Source organism: Rhodococcus sp. ACS1, assembly GCF_002300155.1.
Lineage (GTDB): Bacteria > Actinomycetota > Actinomycetes > Mycobacteriales > Mycobacteriaceae > Rhodococcus_F > Rhodococcus_F koreensis.
Genome location: NZ_NSDZ01000011.1, coordinates 428,009 through 446,020, shown reverse-complemented (window position 1 = coordinate 446,020; position 18,012 = coordinate 428,009). Strand labels below are relative to the sequence as shown.

Annotated in this window: 19 protein-coding genes; 10 read left to right on the top strand and 9 right to left on the bottom strand. The window is 68.0% G+C overall.

Annotated features, from left to right (window positions below):
- The first annotated feature begins 10 nt into the window (after positions 1-10).
- Together CJ179_RS43535 and CJ179_RS43530 are read left to right on the top strand one after the other, a co-directional pair.
- Positions 11-499, top strand: coding sequence for a sigma factor-like helix-turn-helix DNA-binding protein (locus CJ179_RS43535; RefSeq protein ID WP_095865540.1), 489 nt, complete (start codon positions 11-13; stop codon positions 497-499).
- A 14-nt stretch (positions 500-513) separates the two neighbouring features.
- Positions 514-1,263, top strand: coding sequence for a rhomboid-like protein (locus CJ179_RS43530; protein WP_241031418.1), 750 nt, complete (start codon positions 514-516; stop codon positions 1,261-1,263).
- A gap of 90 nt (positions 1,264-1,353) precedes the next feature.
- Here CJ179_RS43530 and CJ179_RS43525 read toward each other — a convergent pair whose 3' ends face one another.
- Positions 1,354-2,055, bottom strand: a complete 702-nt coding sequence (locus tag CJ179_RS43525) for an MspA family porin (RefSeq protein ID WP_095865539.1) — start codon at positions 2,053-2,055, stop codon at positions 1,354-1,356.
- A 730-nt stretch (positions 2,056-2,785) separates the two neighbouring features.
- Here CJ179_RS43525 and CJ179_RS43520 point away from each other — a divergent pair.
- Positions 2,786-3,487: a response regulator transcription factor gene (locus CJ179_RS43520; protein WP_095865538.1), complete on the top strand. Its 702-nt coding sequence runs from the start codon at positions 2,786-2,788 to the stop codon at positions 3,485-3,487.
- Here CJ179_RS43520 and CJ179_RS43515 read toward each other — a convergent pair.
- The 4 genes from CJ179_RS43515 to CJ179_RS43500 all read right to left on the bottom strand — a co-directional run bounded on the left by CJ179_RS43515 (position 3,444) and on the right by CJ179_RS43500 (position 7,420).
- Positions 3,444-4,844 (bottom strand): ATP-binding protein, encoded by a 1,401-nt coding sequence (locus CJ179_RS43515; protein ID WP_095865537.1) that lies wholly within the window; start codon positions 4,842-4,844, stop codon positions 3,444-3,446. The genes CJ179_RS43520 and CJ179_RS43515 overlap by 44 nt on opposite strands.
- Positions 4,845-4,904: 60 nt before the next feature.
- Positions 4,905-5,822 carry a phosphatase PAP2 family protein gene (locus tag CJ179_RS43510; protein ID WP_083395676.1) on the bottom strand — a complete coding sequence of 306 codons (918 nt, stop codon included), beginning with the start codon at positions 5,820-5,822 and terminating at the stop codon, positions 4,905-4,907.
- A 161-nt stretch (positions 5,823-5,983) separates the two neighbouring features.
- Positions 5,984-6,322 carry a hypothetical protein gene (locus tag CJ179_RS53850; RefSeq protein ID WP_167372186.1) on the bottom strand — a complete coding sequence of 113 codons (339 nt, stop codon included), beginning with the start codon at positions 6,320-6,322 and terminating at the stop codon, positions 5,984-5,986.
- A 396-nt stretch (positions 6,323-6,718) separates the two neighbouring features.
- Positions 6,719-7,420 (bottom strand): GntR family transcriptional regulator, encoded by a 702-nt coding sequence (locus tag CJ179_RS43500; RefSeq protein WP_072943730.1) that lies wholly within the window; start codon positions 7,418-7,420, stop codon positions 6,719-6,721.
- A 184-nt stretch (positions 7,421-7,604) separates the two neighbouring features.
- On the opposite strand from CJ179_RS43500, the gene CJ179_RS43495 reads away from it, so the two are divergent.
- Genes CJ179_RS43495 through CJ179_RS43480 form a run of 4 tightly spaced genes read left to right on the top strand, consistent with a single transcriptional unit; the run spans position 7,605 to position 13,226 of the window.
- Complete coding sequence (locus CJ179_RS43495; protein WP_095865536.1) at positions 7,605-9,386, top strand: FAD-dependent monooxygenase; 1,782 nt, start codon at positions 7,605-7,607, stop codon at positions 9,384-9,386.
- A gap of 26 nt (positions 9,387-9,412) precedes the next feature.
- Positions 9,413-10,279: a fumarylacetoacetate hydrolase family protein gene (locus tag CJ179_RS43490; RefSeq protein WP_072943732.1), complete on the top strand. Its 867-nt coding sequence runs from the start codon at positions 9,413-9,415 to the stop codon at positions 10,277-10,279.
- Positions 10,280-10,306: 27 nt separating this feature from the next.
- Positions 10,307-11,230 carry a VOC family protein gene (locus tag CJ179_RS43485; protein WP_072943733.1) on the top strand — a complete coding sequence of 308 codons (924 nt, stop codon included), beginning with the start codon at positions 10,307-10,309 and terminating at the stop codon, positions 11,228-11,230.
- Positions 11,220-13,226 carry an acetoacetate--CoA ligase gene (locus CJ179_RS43480; protein ID WP_095865535.1) on the top strand — a complete coding sequence of 669 codons (2,007 nt, stop codon included), beginning with the start codon at positions 11,220-11,222 and terminating at the stop codon, positions 13,224-13,226. Before CJ179_RS43485 ends, CJ179_RS43480 begins: the two co-directional genes overlap by 11 nt.
- A 45-nt stretch (positions 13,227-13,271) precedes the next feature.
- On the opposite strand, the gene CJ179_RS43475 is transcribed toward CJ179_RS43480, so the two are convergent.
- Positions 13,272-13,868 (bottom strand): TetR/AcrR family transcriptional regulator, encoded by a 597-nt coding sequence (locus CJ179_RS43475; protein ID WP_095865534.1) that lies wholly within the window; start codon positions 13,866-13,868, stop codon positions 13,272-13,274.
- Between the two features lie 85 nt (positions 13,869-13,953).
- Here CJ179_RS43475 and CJ179_RS43470 point away from each other — a divergent pair, with 85 nt between their 5' ends.
- Entirely contained in the window at positions 13,954-14,490 is a 537-nt protein-coding gene (locus tag CJ179_RS43470) for a GNAT family N-acetyltransferase (protein ID WP_072943736.1), read from the top strand.
- A 4-nt stretch (positions 14,491-14,494) separates the two neighbouring features.
- Here CJ179_RS43470 and CJ179_RS43465 read toward each other — a convergent pair whose 3' ends face one another.
- Positions 14,495-14,941: an Imm63 family immunity protein gene (locus tag CJ179_RS43465; RefSeq protein ID WP_095865693.1), complete on the bottom strand. Its 447-nt coding sequence runs from the start codon at positions 14,939-14,941 to the stop codon at positions 14,495-14,497.
- Between the two features lie 7 nt (positions 14,942-14,948).
- The gene (locus CJ179_RS43460) at positions 14,949-15,641 is read right to left on the bottom strand and encodes a TNT domain-containing protein (RefSeq protein WP_095865533.1); all 693 of its coding nucleotides are present in this window, start codon (positions 15,639-15,641) and stop codon (positions 14,949-14,951) included.
- Positions 15,642-15,978: 337 nt separating this feature from the next.
- Between CJ179_RS43460 and CJ179_RS43455 the strand changes: the two genes are divergently transcribed.
- On the top strand, positions 15,979-16,272 hold the full coding sequence (locus tag CJ179_RS43455; protein WP_072943739.1) for a DUF4193 domain-containing protein: 294 nt from the start codon (positions 15,979-15,981) through the stop codon (positions 16,270-16,272).
- Positions 16,273-16,610: 338 nt separating this feature from the next.
- Positions 16,611-17,255 carry a dihydrofolate reductase family protein gene (locus CJ179_RS43445; protein WP_095865531.1) on the top strand — a complete coding sequence of 215 codons (645 nt, stop codon included), beginning with the start codon at positions 16,611-16,613 and terminating at the stop codon, positions 17,253-17,255.
- Positions 17,256-17,314: 59 nt separating this feature from the next.
- Here the strand turns inward: CJ179_RS43445 and CJ179_RS43440 are convergent, their stop codons facing one another.
- Complete coding sequence (locus tag CJ179_RS43440; protein WP_095865530.1) at positions 17,315-18,010, bottom strand: metalloregulator ArsR/SmtB family transcription factor; 696 nt, start codon at positions 18,008-18,010, stop codon at positions 17,315-17,317.
- Positions 18,011-18,012: the final 2 nt, after the last annotated feature.

Here is an 18,012-nt window from a genome sequence, read left to right as displayed (position 1 = left end):
CTGAGGTCCGATGAGATCATCACCGTTCGGTGCGCTCGACACCCTGGCCGACACGGCAGCCACCGGAGATCGGGACGCCGCCAGGCACCTGCTCGACATCGTCTGGCCTATCCTGGTCCGACGTTGCCGGGCCGAACTCGACAGCACAACAGCTGATTCCGTCGCGACAGCGGTGTCATCGACGGCGCTGCGCGCATTTCCGCACCGCAGGCCACCCCAGCAGCCGTTGCTGCGCGTCCTCGAGGCGACCACGAACTCGATGATCGACCGCACCGGCGCGGCCGACCCGACCTCCCGGAAACCCGGACCGCTCGCGGCCTTACCGGGCACCCAACGAGAGGTCCTGATCCTGCGACTCGTGGTGGGACTGAGCGTCGACGACACCGCGACCTCCCTCGGGCGCACATCCGCCGAGGTGCTGCTCGACCAGCATCGGGCCCTGCAGAAATTGCGCGAGATCGGCATCCCCCACGAACGACTACCACCATCGCGACGATGATGAGGAGGGTCGCGATGCGGAACGAGGTCGAGCGGCGTGCCTGCGCCGATACCACCACCCGGCGCATACTTACCCCGGTGGACGCCGCCATCTCGTCGCACCTTCGATCGTTTCCGCGGGCAGCCTGGACGTACATCCGGCGGGCACCCGGCACCTACGTCTGGCTGGCGATACTGCTGGTCACGACTGTGGTGGCGAGGCACCTGTCGCCGGATGTGCTCCACGACGTACTGGGTAACCGCTCGACCAACCTGCACCACCTCGCCGAGGACCCCGTTCGAGTCCTGATCGCGAGCGCCTTCTGGCTCGCCGGCGGCGGATGGATCACGTACTTCATCGTCTACAACATCTTCCACGTGCCGGCGGAGCGGTGGCTGGGAACACTTCGATGGTTGTGCGTGGTGGCGATCGCGCACATCGGTGCCACCTACATCAGCGAAGGTGCACTGTATGCCGCGATCCGTCATGGCCGCGTCCCTGCCTCGGCGGTCGACACCCTCGACGTCGGCGTCAGCTACGGACTGGCCGGGGTGGTCGCGATCCTCACCTACCGAATCGCGGCGCCCTGGCGCTATCTCTACCTCGCGGGCGTGCTCGCCTTCTTCGCGGTACCCCTCTTCGTGCATCTGACCTTCACCGCGATCGGCCACTTCGCCGCCGTTCTCATCGGCCTGTGCTGCTACCCGCTGACCCGTGCCCGCACCGGCACTTGGTCGCCCGCCGACACGGCCCGACGATTTCGCCGAGAGCACGGCAACGCGTAGGCAGGCGTCACCACAGACACCGCTGCCCGGCACCGATCGCGGATCGGTGTCGGGCAGCGGGCCGAAACGTCTGCCACGAAGCGTGAACTGCTAGTTGAGCTTCTGCGGCACTCCGTAGGTCGTGACGGTATCGCCCCCGGCCGTCACAGCTGTCGCGTACGGCCGGATGGTGACTGCCCCGAGCGCGCCCGAGATGGAACCGTGTATGCCCTGCAATCGCACCGATGCCGCCGGACCGTCGAACGACTGGTTCTCCAGGAGCGGAACTGTGGTGATGCCACCCGGTGCCAGATCGATGTCCAGTTCCTGGGACGGAATGATGTCGCCGGCGAGGTCGGCGTGGTTCGACGCATTCAGGCTCAGCGAGGGTGTCGGGACGAGGCCGAGGTCGATTCCGTTACTTGCGCCGATCACGAATCCGAGACCCGGCGAGTTGAGCACCACAGTGGCGCCGGACAGAGCGATCGGATAGCCGATCTGGTAACCGATGGTGAGTGTGGTGCCCTTGAACTCCGCGGCATTCGGCCCGGTGATATTCACCCCGGCGTAGCCGTTGTGAAAGAACTCGACCGACGTGGGCACACCGTCCAGCGGCGGAACGACCTGAAACTGAGTGTCACCCTGCAGGACCTCGACGCGATTGCCCCTCGCATCGACAACGGAACTCGAATTGTCCACGCCCGCAGACGCGGTACCATTGCCCAGCACCATCGCAAGCGCCGCAACACCTGCGACCGCGAGGGCGCGGGTAAGACCGGTGTACTTCGAGCGAGATTTGCTGATGTTCGTCATACCGACCCCATTCGTTCGGAATTTTCTACGAAATGCGTAGGAGCTGAGGGTAACCGGTGATTTGGCCTGCTGCTCGGGATACAAGGAAAACCGCGAATCCTGGTCACATCGGCAGGGATCATCCCGCCTGCGCGCACACCGACGGCTCCCGCCGGCCTCTGGGGTCGCGGCCGGCGGGAGCCGACGAACCGGAGCTCATCTCTCGCCTGGGAATGAGGGCCCGGTGCACTGACGTATCGGTTGCATCGATCATCATCAGCATCCGAATGCTATTCCACCGCAACGTTGTCCGGAAAGTACTGAGCGCCGATTCTCAGCGGGGTCTCAGACACGCCCGGACTCCGACGGGCGAGCCCGGCGCCTCTCAGCGTTCCCACAGGATGCCGGGTGCATACTCGCCAGTTGACAGAAGGACCCAACCGACAGAAGGGGCACAACAGACGCATATCGGAACCGTCCCACCACCACCGCGAGCAGTAAATGCCTTCTCTCCACACAGTTTCGGCACACACCGCTCGCGGTACAGCGCTGCCTCCCCACAGGACTCGCTCACCCGAATTCTGCTTCGCGGCAACGGAGTTGAGAAACAGGACGGTCACCGTGAACGCGGCACACGAAGTCACCTCGACGAACGGCTCGGCGTCCGGAATTTCTCCGGCATCAGGCCTCTCGGACATCTCGGGGCCTGGCCGGGATACGGTGGTCACGTGTTCGATCACAGGTCTGTGCAATGAGGGTGCTGGTCGTCGAGGATGAACCCAGGCTGGCCCAGATGGTCCGTCGCGGCCTCGAGCTGGAAGGATTCGTGGTCGTCACCGCCGCCACCGGACCCGACGGGCTCTGGCGCGCCACCGAGGAATCGTTCGATGTGATCGTGCTCGACATCATGCTGCCGGGGATCAGCGGGTATCAGGTCGTCCGCGAAATCCGGGCCAGGCAGAACTGGACGCCGATCCTGATGCTGACCGCCAAGGACGGCGAGTACGACGAGGCCGACGCATTCGACCTCGGCGCCGACGACTATCTCACGAAGCCATTCTCCTACGTCGTGCTGGTCGCGCGGCTGCGGGCGCTGGTCCGGCGCGGCGCACCCATGCGGCCGGTAGTACTCACCGCCGGGGACCTGAGCCTCGATCCCGGCCGCCGCCGGGTCACCCGCGGGACCGAGGAGTTGCAGTTGACCCGCCGCGAGTTCGGACTGCTCGAGTACCTGATGCGGAACCCGGACACCGCGCTCACCAAGAACGAGATTCTGCGGAACGTGTGGGACGCGAATTACGCGGGGGACGAAAACGTCGTCGAGGTGTATGTGGGGTATCTCCGTCGCAAGATCGACACCCCGTTCGGTACCCGCACGATCGACACGGTGCGCGGGGTCGGTTATCGACTCACGACCGGCTCTCCGGACGCACCTCCTGCACCGGAAGCGTGACCACCACTCGTGTCCCGCCGTGCTCGGCCGCGTCGATGCGCACCGAACCCCGATGCGCCGACACGATTTCTGCGACGATCGCCAGTCCGAGTCCGGAACCCCCGTGAGCGCGGGAGCGGGCGCTGTCGAGTCGCACGAAACGCTCGAACACACGCGCACGATCGGACTCGGGAATGCCGGGTCCGTCGTCGTCGATGGTGACGCACGCCTGGCGGCCGGATCGGGACACCCCGATGGACACGGTGGTGGCGGCGAATCGGACGGCGTTGTCGACGAGGTTGCGCACCGCCCGGGACAGCTGGGCGGCGTCACCGCGGATGCGGACCGGGGTGAGCGTTGCGGTCACCGTGACGGTGGTGTCGGCGCGGGAGCGGCGGACTTCGGTGTCGACGATGTCGTCGAGATCGACGTCGGCGACCCGCAGCGGCAATCCGTGCTCGTCGGCCCGTGCGAGCAGCACCAGGTCGTCGACGAGAAGCTGCATGCGGGTGGTCTCGGGACGCAGGGTCCCGCGGACCAGGTCGCGGTTCAGGACTTCGGGCCGCGCATCGGCTACGTCGAGGGCGGTGGTCAGCGTGGCCAGCGGGCTGCGCAGCTCGTGGGAGGCGTCGGCGATGAACCGCCGCTGGGCCGCGTGCCCAGCCTGGATGCGGGCAAGCATGTCGTTCATCGTGCGGGCGAGCGCGGCGATCTCGTCGCGTGGACGCGGCACCGGGACCCGTTCACCGAGGTCGGTGGTCGAGATCGCGGCGACCTGGGTGCGGATGCGCTCGACCGAGCCCAGCGATCGGCGCACCAGTTTGTAGGTCACTCCCGCCGCGACGAGGGCGATGACCGGTGCTCCGGCGGCGACGAGCCCGCCGACCGTGGCCAGGGTTGCTTCCACCGACTCCTCGCTCGCGGCCACGATCACGGTGTAGTCGCCGCCGACCCCGTTCGCCCCTTGCACGGTGGTCCGCAGATCTGCGCCGCCTGTTTCGTGAGAGACCAGACTGCGGACCGGTGCACCGCCTACCGGTGGCCGCACCACGGTGACCGGGAGCCCGAGATCATCCTGTGAGGAGCGCACCACCGCGCCGGCGTTGTCGACGACCTGCACCAGAGCGATGCGTTGGTCGGTGTCGAAGAGCTGGCTGTCGAGATCAGCGGGCGAATCGGTGCGCAATCCAACGGTGAGGTCGGCGGCGCGGCCGGTCGCGGCGTCGTCCAGGGCCGACAACAGGGTCCGGTCCAGCACGAACAACAGGGCTGCGGCGCCGAGCACCAATGCGACCGCCACCACCGCTCCGGCGCTCAGGGCCGAACGCAGGGCAAGCCCCCACCGCGACGGAATGAGCCACACAGGTGCGCTGTTCATGGGGCCATCCTCCGCCACCGGACACCCGCGGGCGAGAAGCCGGAACGGCGCCCCAGGACGTCATGCCGCTCGTCCCGTCGTCGCCGCATCGACAGGTGAGACCGCGTGTGGGGGATCAACCTGTGTGGCACTGTGCACGCGATCAGAGGCTCGCCGCATCCAGATGCCATAGAGCGCGGAACCGATCAGGGCGGCGAGGCCGCCGAGGAGAATTCCGCCGATCACGTCGGTGAGCCAGTGCTCGCCGAGGTAGAGGCGGGTGACCGCGACCACCACGGTCACCGCGAACGCCGCGGCGAGCAGCAGCCCGCGCCGGGCAGCCGGCGACCCGTATCCGAGGATGACCGCGACCATGGTGGACAGCACCATCGCCCCCGTCGCGTGCCCGGACGGGAACGAGTGGTCAGTCTCGAGGAGTACCTGGGACACGATCGGCGGGCGCGACCGCCCGACAATGGATTTGGTGACGGTCGACGCGAGCGCGGCAGCCCCGACGGTCCCGATGAGAATCAGTCCCGGGACGAGTGATCGTGCCCGCCGGGACAACAGCGCCCCCAGCACCACCGCGATGACGGCGGTGCCGACGGGGCCACCGGCGTCGGTGATCGCGATTGCCGGGCCGGTCACCCACTCCGTCCGGTGATCGGCGAACCAGCCCAGCACAACGGGATCCGCGGTGGTGACCCACGCGCCGACCCTGACCTGGTAGGCCAGCGCGCTCAACGCCACGGTCAGCCCGAGGATCTGCAGGCCGATCAGCGGTGGTGTCGCCGAACGCCGGTTCGTCCCCGCCACCGCCCGCCAGGTGGTTGCGGCCAGGAAAACAGCTGCTCCGGCCACCAGCAGCGAGAATGCAAGGGCGGCGCCGGTGCTCTGATGTACATCGGCGGCGGCGTCGTGGGCTCGTCCGATCAGATTGTCGTGGTGCCCATACGCCGATGCCTTCGAAAGCAAGAGAAGTGGTGGTGCCTGTTTCACGTTCGCAGTATCGGCGCCGGCTGCTGTGGAAGCGCTGAGAGCGCGACCGGCGTCGCCCGGCACTGTCAGAGGGACGCCGTCTCTCAGCGTCCTCACAGCGCGCCGCGTACATACTCGGGCCGGTTGACCGAAATCCCCTGATGATTGGAGCTCCGACGCAATCACCAACTGCCACCGCAGAGCCGATCGTGGTCACCTTGCGCGGCACGACGATGCGCCTCCTGCGAATCAACTACCGGCTGTCGCGTATCCCGCTGCGATTCGTCGAAGCGGTGCTGACCCGATTCGACGAACAGGCGCCGATCCGGCTCGCCTACGAAGAGGTACTGATCGAATGTGATCGCGCCGCCGCCCAACTGCTCGGTGATCACAATGCGGACAGGCGCGCCACCGAACTGCACCGGCATACGGCCGCTGTGCGAGAGGCGATTACGCGCGCAAACAGCAGGCGCGACCATCACGGCCTGATACTCCTCGACGAGCAGCGCGATCGGTTTCACCGTAGGCGCCGCCAAAGGCAATTCGAGGGCATCTCCTGACGGAGCCCGTTCCGATCGTCACCTAGGTCGCCGATGCGTTGCGCTGGAGGGCATTCCGGCGCCGAAGAAGCCTCGGCGATTCCGCGGATTCGCACCTGCGGTTCGATCATGCCGACTGGGTGGGGTGCGATGATACCCCCCTCGCCGAGCGCCTTCCACTGCCGGTAGTCGCGAGCGACCAGCGCCCCCACGCCGGCCGCCGTCACGGCCAACCCCGCCGCGACAAGATCCTCGGGACCATCAAGTGTTCTCCTCCGGGTAGCGATTCCACTGCACGGCAAGCACGAATTGCGAGAGCGATGCGTAAGACTCGAGATCGATGTCGGATAGCTGCGCCAGGTGGTGCTAGAGCTTTGCTCAGGCGAGGGCGCGCTGGTCGTCCCTGCCGTCGAGCTGCTCGGCGTACCGGACGAGCGCGGCGGTGGTGCGTTCGATGTGCTCGCGCAGCGCCTGGGTCGCGCCTGTTTCGTCGCGGGCGACGGTGAGTTCGGCGATGGTCTTGTGCTCGGCGGCGATGTCGCGGGTGGCGTCGCGGGCGAACTCCTGGGACCAGTGCTGGTAAAGCTCAGCGCAGTCGCGCAGGCCGGTGGCGATGGCGGCGAGCCGTGAGCTGCCGCAGCCGACGAGCAGAGTGCGGTGGAAGTCGCGGTGGACGGTGGTGAAGGCCGGGTCGACGTGCCCTTCGCTGGTCATCATGGGAGTGTGGGCCAGCGCATGGTGCGTGGCAATGACCGAAGCCTCCCATGCCAAGTCGCCGTGCTTGATCGACTCCGCGAGGGCCAGGGTCTCGATCAGGACCCGGGTGCGCGTCAGGTCCTGCAGGTCGTCGATCGTGAGTGTCGTGACGGCGAAGCCGCGCTGGGGTGTTGCTTCGACGAGGCCCTCGCCGGCCAGTCGGATCACGGCCTCCCGGACTACAGAGAGGCTCACGCCGTACTGCTCGGTGAAGTCGTTCATCTTGAGCTTGCTCCCAGGCGCCAGCTCGCCGCTGAGGAGGTCGCCGCGGATGCGGTCGTAGACCTCCTGGACGCGGGTGGGCTTGGCGGGAGTGTTGGTCATGCGGTCAGTCTACGGAATCCACCGAAATATCGGTATGGGAAGAAATAATCGATTTTTTGTTGACACATCGATGAGATCTGGAGCACACTGTGATCCAGGCAATACACCTGCCAGGGCCTCAGCGCCGGGCCGTCGGCAACCCTCTCGTCCACTCGTTCGGCGGTCCCGATAAAGGAGACATTCCATGACTGACATCCAGGTTCCCGTTCTCATCGTGGGCGGCGGTGGCGCCGGGCTCACGGCGTCGATGTCGCTGTCCAACCTCGGCGTCGACTCGCTGTTGGTGAGCGGTCTGCCGGGCACGTCGACGCTGCCGAAGGCGCACGTGCTCAACCAGCGCGCGATGGAGATCTTCACCGAGGTGGGGGTGGCTCCCGAGATCTACAAGCGCAGCACCCCTGCGGCGAACATGCGGGCGAACGGTTGGTACGCCGGCCTGGCCGGCGCCCACGACGGCTACGGACGCAAGCTCGGCGAGCTCGAGGCGTGGGGCGGCGGCTACACCGACCCCGACTACGTGGCCGCGAGCCCCTGCCGGACCTGCAACCTGCCGCAGATCCGGCTCGAGCCGGTCCTGAAGGAGCACGCCGAGAAGCTGAACCCAGGTGGGATTCGGTTCAACCACGAGCTCATCGATCTGGTCCAGGACGCCGACGGTGTGACCGCCACCGTGCGGGACAAGGACGCCGACGCGACCTACCAGGTGCGCTCGCAGTACCTGATCGCTGCCGACGGCGGCCGGACGGTCGGCAAGCTCGTCGGGGTGGAGATGAACGGACCGCGGGACATCATGAAGATGGTCTCGATCCACATGACCGCGGACCTCTCCCCGTGGGCCGCCGACGACGACGTGCTGATCCGCTGGCTGGTCAACCCCGACTTCGGGGGCTCGTGGAGCGGGGTGCTGGTCCCGATGGGACCCGACCACTGGGGCCCGGAATCGGAGGAGTGGGTCTTCCACATGCAATACGCCACCGACGACCCGGACGCGATGCAGGAGGAGAAGGTCCTCGCTCGGATGCGCGCCTCACTCGGCCTTCCGCCCGACCTGGTGCCGACGGTGCACCGAATCAGCCAGTGGGTGATGGAGGGCGTCATCGCGGACAAGTTCCGCCAGGGCCGGGTGTTCTTCGCGGGTGACGCCGCGCACCGTCACCCCCCGACCGGTGGCCTGGGCCTGACCTCGGCGATCCACGACGTCTACAACCTGAGCTGGAAGCTGGCCGCGGTCCTGGCCGGCCGCGCCGGCGACGGCCTGCTGGACACCTACGAGGCCGAGCGCAAGCCCGTCGACAAGAACAACATCGACAACGCAATCGCCAACGCGATGAACCACTTCACGATCGACAAGGCCCTGGGCCTCTCGCCCGAGAAGACCCCGGAGGAGAACTGGGCCGAGCTCGCCCCGCTGTGGCACGAGCTTCCGGAGTCGGCGGCCAAGCGGCACGCCCTCAACCGGGCGATCGGCTCACAGACCATGGAGTTCCGCCACCACAACGTCGAATTCGGCTACCGCTACGACTCCACCGCCATCGTGTCCGACGGGAGCCCGGAGTACGTGCCGCTCGACCCGGTCCGCCTCTACGAGCCCAGTAGCCAGCCGGGCCACCCGATGCCGCACGCGTTCGTGGAGCGACGAGGCGAGCGGATCCCGCTCGGCACCCTCGTCCACGGCGGCAAGTTCCTGCTCCTCGCCGGCGAGGAGGGCCACGCCTGGGTCGAGGCCGCCAACAAGATCGCCGCCGAGAACGACCTCCCGCTGGTCGCCGGCACCGTCGGCGTCCTCGACTCCGACTTCATCGACGTGCGCTGCGCCTGGTTGAAGAACCGCGGCATCTCCTCCACCGGCGCCGTCCTGGTGCGGCCCGACCGATACGTCGCGTTCCGGTCGAGCGACGGCGTCGCCGACCCGCACGCCGCGCTCGAGGACGCCCTGTCCCAGGTGCTCTCCACCGAGCTCCGCTGACCTAGATCTCACAAGGAGAATCCCCCATGCGTATCGCCAACCTCGCCGGACGGCTCGTCCTGGTCACCGACACCGGTGCCGTCGACGTCGAAGAGGCCAGCCGGGGCCAGTTCGGGCCCGACCCGACCGCCATCTACCGCCGGTGGCCCGACTTCACTGCCTGGGCCGAATCGGCCGAGCTTCCGTCCGGCCGACCCTACGACGACGCCGAACTCGGCGCACCGGTCCCGGAGCCGGGTCAGGTGTTCGCGATCGGTCTGAACTACCGCGCGCACGCCACCGAGAGCGGGTTCGACTTCCCGGTCGAGCCGCCGGTCTTCACCAAGTTCCGCACCTCGATCACCGGTCCAGTCGGTGACCTCGCCCTACCGGGCGAGACCGTCGACTGGGAGGCCGAGCTGGTCGTCGTCATCGGCCGCGAGGCCCGTCACGTCGCCGCGGCAGACGCGTGGGACTACGTCGCCGGCCTGACCGCCGGGCAGGACTACTCCGAGCGCACGCGGCAACTCGTCGCGCCCGCACCGCAGTTCAGCCTCGGCAAGTCGTTCCCCGGCTTCGCGCCGATCGGCCCGGTCGTCGTCACGCTCGACGAGCTGCCGGACCCCGCAGACCTCGAGATCGGCTGCAGCATCAACGGGGAACAGGTCCAGAAGGCCCGCACCAGCGACCTGATCTTCTCGATCCCGGTTCTCATCGAGCGACTCTCCGCGGTCCTGCCGCTGCAGCCGGGTGACCTGATCTTCACCGGCACACCCAGCGGCGTGGGCGGCGGACGAACCCCGAAGCGGTTCCTCGTCCCCGGCGAGGAGGTCGTCACCTGGATCGAGGGCATCGGTGCACTCCGTCAACGATGCGTGCCCGGCACCCCGCACACCACCGCCTCCGCCTCGTAACACCTGACAGGGAAGGACAGACCCGCCATGGCTCTGCACCGCCTCACCTCGATCACCGTCGGCGTCCCCAACGTCGAGGAAACCGCCGCCTACTACACCGACTTCGGTCTCACACCGCTCGGGGGAAACGCGTTCGCCACCACCGACGGCGGCGAGCAGTTCAAGCTCGCCCACGCACCCCGCAGGCGCCTCGTCGAGATCGGCATCGGCGCGGAGAATCCCGACGACCTCGACCGCATCGCCCGTCAGCTCCGCACCCTGGACCTGCCGGTCGAGCGGACCGCCGACGCGCTGGTCACCGAGGAGCCGATCGCGGGCTTTCGCGCCGTCGTCTCGGTGGCACCCCGCATCGAGCAGCAGCGCACCGAGCCCACCCCGTACAACGGGCCCGGCCGGATCGACCGCGCCAACGTGCGGGCGCCGGGCATCGTGCGCGAGGGCCCGGTGGCCCCGCGCAAGCTCGGGCACGTGGTCATCGGGTCCACCGACCAGGCCGCGACCCAGCGGTTCTTCACCGAGGGCATCGGGTTCAAGGTCAGCGACGTCGTCCCGTCCATCGCCGCGTTCATGCGGTGCTCGACCGACCACCACAACGTGCTGGTTCAGCAGGCACCGGTGAACTTCTTGCACCACACCTCCTGGCAGGTCGAGGACATCGACGAAATCGGCCGCGGCGCAATGGCGATGCTCGAGGAGAACCCCGAGCGGCACGTCTGGGGCCTGGGTCGCCACCACGTCGGATCCAACTTCTTCTGGTACCTCAAAGACCCGGCCGGCAACTTCTCCGAGTACTACTCCGACATCGACTGCATCGTCGACGACGCGCTCTGGACACCCGGCACCTGGGAAGGTGTGAAGGGCCTGTTCAACTGGGGCCCGCCCCCGCCGCCGTCCTTCCTCATGCCCGAGGACGTCGCCGCGATGATGACCGGGGCCCACAATGCCGGTTAATGACCGTGCACACGTCCCCGTGCCGGCGTGGACCCCGACAGCGGACGCCGCCGCCCGAACACAGATCAGCACGTTCGGGCGGTGGCTGGCCACCGAAGGACGTGGTGAGTTCGGCGGCTACGACGAGCTCTGGCGCTGGTCGACCACCGAACTCGAGGAGTTCTGGCAGGCGATCGCCGACTTCTACGACGTGCGCTTCCGCCAGCAGGCAACGCGAGTGCTGGCCGACGACGCGATGCCGGGCGCGGAGTGGTTCCCCGCCGCCACACTCAACTACGCCGACCAGGCGCTGCGCCACACCGGCGACAGGACCGCGATCGTCGCCGTCTCCGAAGGCGGGCACCGGCACGAGGTGACCCGCGACGAGCTCCGCAACCAGGTCGCCTCCCTCGCACACTGGCTCCGAACCCAGGGCATCGGCCCGGGCGACCGTGTCGTCGGCTACCTCCCGAACATCACCGCCACCGTCGTCGCGTTCCTCGCCACCGCCGCCGTCGGCGCCACCTGGTCGGCCTGCTCCCAGGAGTACTCACCCGACGGCGCCGCCGACCGCCTCGGCCAGCTCGAACCCACCGTGCTGTTCATCGCCGACGGCTACCGCTACGCCGGCAAGGAACACGACCGCTCCACCTACAACGACGAACTCCGGCGCCTGCTGCCCTCGGTGCGGACCACCGTGTGGGTGCCCCACCTCGGCGCGGCCCAGCCACCCGGCACCGAGCACTTCGGCACCCTCACCCAGGGCGACCACCTGCTCGAAACGACCCCGGTGCCGTTCGACCAGCCGCTGTGGGTGCTGTACTCGAGCGGCACCACCGGCCGCCCCAAGGGCATCGTGCACGGCCACGGCGGCGTCACCCTCGAGCACCTCAAGTTCCTCGGCCTCCACCTCGACCTCGACGCCTCCTCCCGCTTCGCCTGGTACACCAGCACCAGCTGGATGATGTGGAACATCCAGGTCTCCGGCCTGCTCCTCGGCGCCACGATCGTGCTCTACGACGGCAGCCCCGGCTGGCCACACCCCGGCGCCCTGTGGCAGCTGGCCGCCGACGAGCAGTTGACATTCCTGGGCACCAGCGCCGCCTACCTGACCGCCGCCCACAAGGACGGCACCCACCTCGCCGCGGCCTACGACCTCCAGCTGACCGGCCTCGGCAGCACCGGCTCACCACTGCCCGCCGGCACCGCCCAATGGATCCACGACACCCTGCCCACGACCTGGCTCGCCGCCGCCAGCGGCGGCACCGACATCGCCTCCGGGTTCGCCGGCGGCGTACCCACCCTCCCGTCGTACCCCGGCGAGATGCAGGCCCGGTTACTCGGCGTGGCCCTCGAATCCTGGGATCAGCACGGACAACCCGTCACCGACGAGGTCGGCGAGCTCGTCGTCACCCGCCCGATGCCGTCCATGCCGCTGTACTTCTGGAACGACCCCGACGGAGCCCGATACCGCGACGCTTACTTCTCCACCTACCCCGACGTGTGGCGCCACGGCGACTGGGTCACGGTCAACACCCGCGGCGGCGTCATCGTCCACGGCCGCTCCGACGCCACCATGAACCGGTACGGCGTCCGCATGGGCAGCGCCGAAATCTACGAAGTCGTCGACCAACTCGAAGAAGTCGCCGACGCAGTCATCGTCGGCGTCGAGGAATCCGACGGCGGCTATTGGATGCCGCTCTTCGTGGTCCTCGCCGACGGACACGACCTCGACCCCGACCTCATCGCCCGAATTCGCGGCCGGATCCGGTCCGAAGTCTCCCCCCGCCACGTCCCCGACGACGTCATCGCCGTTCCCGCACTGCCCCACACCATGACCGGCAAACGCCTCGAAGTCCCCATCAAGCGAGTCCTCCAGGGCGCCGCACTATCGAGTGTCGCCAACCCGGCCGCACTCGACGACGCCGACGCGCTTGCACAGTTCGTCCCGATCGCAGCCCAACGAAAGACGGCCCTGCACACTGACATTCCTCACACCTCGTCACCGGCGACCTGACCCCACCAGCCATCCGACCGGCCCGGACAGCCAGCCGACTTCGCCTTACGTCGCCGCATCCGAGGACAGCGCGGCGAGCTGGTGCCGAACCGCGGCGGTGACGCGCTGCCGGTCGTCGGTGGCGAGGAGGTCGAGCAGGGCGCCCCGCAGTACCGCCAACGCCGCGGTGCGACGGACCGCACCGGCCTCGCTGTCCCTCTCCGGCTGCGGTTGGCACGAGGCGAGGACGGCCAACCAGTCGTCGACCGTCGACCGGGCGAATCCGGCCCACGCACCGTCGGGTTCGACGAGTGAGCGGGCGTACGCCTCGGTCCACAACCGCAGCAACGGACGATGCTCCTCGGCGGCGAGCCACTCCCATACCCGCTCGACCGCCGCGGGCAGCCCGATCGGCTCCGCGCCCGCGTCCTGCCCGAGGCGGTCCAGCATCGTCAGCTCGTCGCTGCGGGCCTTCGCCAGCAAGGCGCGCACCAAGCCGTCCTTGTTGCCGAACAAGAACATCAGCACACGTGGGCTCGAGCCGATCGCCGCCGCCAACGGACGCAGCGACAGATCGGCCAACCCGTGCTCGAGCGCGTAGCGGTAGGCGGCGTCGAGCAACTCGGTCTGCCGCGCGGACGGGGTTGTCGTTTCCGGGGACACGGCGGTAGCCTACCTCCACTGAAACAGTCGTGTCAGTGAGTGCAGAGCATCACCCGCCAGGGACGCGCTCCGGGAAAGGAAACCCATGTCGTCGCAATCACCCCAGCGACCGGAAGTCGTGGTGCGCCCGGCCGATCGTCCCGGCGATCTGGGCTGGGCCGTGATGGCCCACGGCGAGATCTACCACCAGCAGTTCGGGTGGGACGCCGGCTTCGAGGCGCTGGTTGCACAGATCGTCGCCGACTACGCCACCGACCATGACCCGGCCCGGGAAGGCGCCTGGATCGCCGAGGTCGACGGCCAGCGCGTGGGGTGCATCTTCTGCGTCGCCGGCGACGAACGCGCAGTCGCCAAACTACGGATCCTGCTGGTCGCCCCGGGCGCCCGCGGTCTCGGCGTCGGGTCCCGGCTGGTCGAGCGATGCATCACGTTCGCCCGCGACGCCGGCTACCGGCAGGTCACGCTGTGGACCAACGACGTGCTGGCGTCGGCCCGCAGGATCTACGAGGGTGCCGGGTTCGTCCTCACCGACGAAGAACCGCACCACAGCTTCGGCCACGACCTCGTCGGCCAGAATTGGACCCTCGACCTGAGCGTGACCACGACGGCGACCGGTAACTGACGACCTACGGAGGCGCCGGCAGCATGTCGAGGACGGCCCGCTCGGCGCCGGCGGCCGTCAACGCCGACCGGGTCGCGGCGAGCCACGCATCGGCCCACGCCGGTTCGATGCCGCGCAGCAACTGGTACTGCGCGTGCCAGGACGCGGCCCGGAATCCGGGCTGTTCCGGTGGATGCAGGCGCAGAGCGATGCGCTCGGCCACCGACTCCGCGACCCAGGACACGAACTCGTCCGGATCGGTGGTGTGCCGGTCCGACAGCAACCGATCGCGTTCCCGGACGGTCAGATGCCACCCGTCCTCGGGCGCACTCCAGCAGAACGGACGCGCGTCCTCGTGCGCCTGCCCGAGCGCCGGCAGATCCTCCGGGCGCGCACCCATCCGCCCCGTCACCTCCAGGATCCGCCGGCGCATGTCGTGATCGAGCAGGTCGTCGTTCAACGGATCAACCATGTACGCGTCACTGCAGCGGGTACACGCTGCGCACATACCCGGCGCACCGCAGCCAGCTGACATCGACCTTCGTCCCGCATTCGGCGACCTGCGGCAGCAAGTCAGGCACCACCTCGAACTGCGTACCGAACCCCTGCTGCTCGAACCACGGTGCAATAGGACCGGTGTACAGGGGAAGGGGCTTGGTCACGACGTAGACGTGGTAGTTGCAGAAGTCCGCGGGATCGGACACCAGGTTCACCGGCGGAAGCGCGCGGGAGGTGTAACTCGCGCCGGCCGGGGCCAGGAAGTTGCCGCCTTCGCTGCCGTACCGGTCGATCAGCGTGCCCACATCCAACTGCCCCTGCACCCGCCGGGGGTTCCCGCTGCCGTCGAGGACGTAACCGTTCTTCGGCGGGTACTTGTAGGAACCCGCCGGAACCACCGTCGGATCCCAGTACTTGCTCAGAAACTGATCGGCCGTGAGATCGCCGGTGCGCTGGTATCCGGCAAGCTGCACGGCAACCGGGAACAGATCCGACAGCGTCTGCGGTCCGAGCCTCCGGTCACCGTCGAACAACTCCGTCGAACAACCCTGCCCGCCGAGGAGATCACTCGAACCTGCCGACGAACCCGGCGCCGCACTGGCGACCGCCCCTTCGGCGAACAGAATCGACAACACGAACCCGACCACAAGGAACAGCTGGCGATAGCGATGCATAACGAACCCTTCCCCCTCGAATGACGATTCCGATGCGGTCCCATCTGACCGGGCATCGAGCACAGCAAGATCATTTACGAGAGAATCGTGACAGATCCGTCCACGATCGTGACCGAACTTGCGACCGCGCGTCGCCCCCAACGGAATAGCAGCCACCACCAGGGGTATCCAATCCCGACACACGCCGCGCCACACGCGTGCCCGATCGACGCGGCCGAGCCCAGCCACCCCTGACCTGGCCCTTTGCGAGCACCGTCACACCCCCCGGGCGCATCCCGTGCTGCCGGGGGCTCTAACCTGGCGGGTCAGAACACGCAGATCACGAGGTTGAACAATTATGGCCACCGATTACGACGCACCCAGAGTCACCGATTCCGACGAGTCGACGGACACGTCGCTCGAACAGCTGACCGCCAGCAGGAAAGAATCCCAATCACCCGCGGTGGACATCGACGACACCGACCCCGCCGAATCCTTCGACCTGCCCGGCGCCGACCTGTCCGGTGAGGAATTCACCGTCCGCGTCATCCCGAAGCAGTCCGACGAATTCACCTGCACCAGTTGCTTCCTGGTCCATCACCGCAGCCGACTCGCCCCGGGTGGGCAGCTGATCTGCCGGGACTGCGTCTGACAACACCGATGCGCGCGCGTCTGCGGCGATGACCGGACAGCGCCGCGGTCCGCGTGCCATCCTCGGGGGGTGGCACGCACCTGGTTGTCGGTGACAGTGGAACTGCTCGGCGGGCGCGGGGACGCGACGTCGACGACACGCTACAACAGGTGGGGCCGGGATACCGATGGGACCGGAACCGCGGCGGGAGCACGCCGGGCCGGTGGCGCCGCCGGTCATCAACCGGCTCCCGGGACGGCCGACGGAACACGAGGTTCGACGTTCCGCGATGAGTTCGGCCGCCTCTTGCGGTCTGCATACTCGTATCCCGGTCCATCCGTTCATTGAAGGAGTCGCGCATGCCCCGCACCCGGATCCACAACATGAACATCTCCCTCGACGGCTACGCCGCCGGCGAGCACGTGACGTTCGACGCCCCGATCGGCGGTGCCGAACGGCTGTTCGCCTCGTTCGACGGACGCGTCATCCACGGGGTCGACCGGGTAGACGACCCGATCACCCTGGACCGCGCCCTGACCAGCCTGTGGGGCCAGGGCATCGGCGCGGAGATCATGGGCCGCCGCAAGTTCGGGCCCCAAACCGGCGATTGGCCCGACGACGGGTGGCGAGGCTGGTGGGGCGACGAGCCGCCATTTCGAACACCGGTGTTCGTCATGAGCCATCACCCACGCCCCAGCATCGACTTTCCCAACGGAACCAGCTTCCACTTCGTGGATGCGTCACCCCACGAGGTGCTGCGCATGGCCCAGGACGCTGCCGACGGTCAGGACGTCCGCATAGGCGGAGGCCCCTCGACGGTGCGGCAGTTTCTGCAAGCCGACCTGATCGATTTCATGCACTTGGTGATCGTGCCCATCACCCTGGGGCGCGGCGTATCCCTCTGGGAGGGCTTGGACGGCATCGAAGACCGCTTCACCGTCGAGACCGTCGCCTCCCCCAGCGGGCTCACCCACCAGTTCTGGAACAAGAACGGTCACGACTGACCCCGGTCCTTCGGCCGATCGGGACCGTCTCGAGCGATGACGACAGGGTGGGCGACGTCTCAGGCGGAGGGCGAGTCCGAAGTGACCGGTGCTGCATCGTGGAGTACCACACAGCATCGACCCGGCTCGGGGGCCAGTTCGGCGCGCGCTCCGCTCCGGCCGCTGCCGGCGATCACTCCCTCGACCAGTCGTAAATTCAACCCGCACACGACCTCCAGGTGGTCACGGGCAACCCGATGAAACGGACAGTTGCGTAGGTCGACACGGCCGTCCGCGTCGATCTGAGGGAGATATCCGCAGCCGCGGAGCGCCGCCAGGAGGTCTCCGCCGGCGTCGGCCGCAGCCCGCTTGCCGGCGTCGAGCGCTGCCTCGTTCACTGCCGCCCTGACGACTCCGCTGGTGTCATGTTCGACCGAGGAGACCAGCAACCGGGCAAGCAATTCGTAATCCCGGGGAGGCACGCTGACAGACATTTCCGTCGTCGCCCGGGTGTAGAGCTTCGCGGGGCGCCCGGCGCCGGGTCCGCCGCGACCGGCCGGTCTCTGGTAACTGACCGTCAACAGCTCGGCGTCGGCCAGCTTGTCGAGGTGATAGGCCGCGAGGGTTCGGCCGATGTCGACGGCGGCAGCCGCTTGCTCCCGCGAGACCGGCGCGTCACTTTCCGCCACGAAATCATAGAGTCTGCGCCGCAACGGATCGTCCAGGTTGCTCAACGCCGCCAACGCAGTTGGGGTTGCGGACCCGGATGCGGACATAC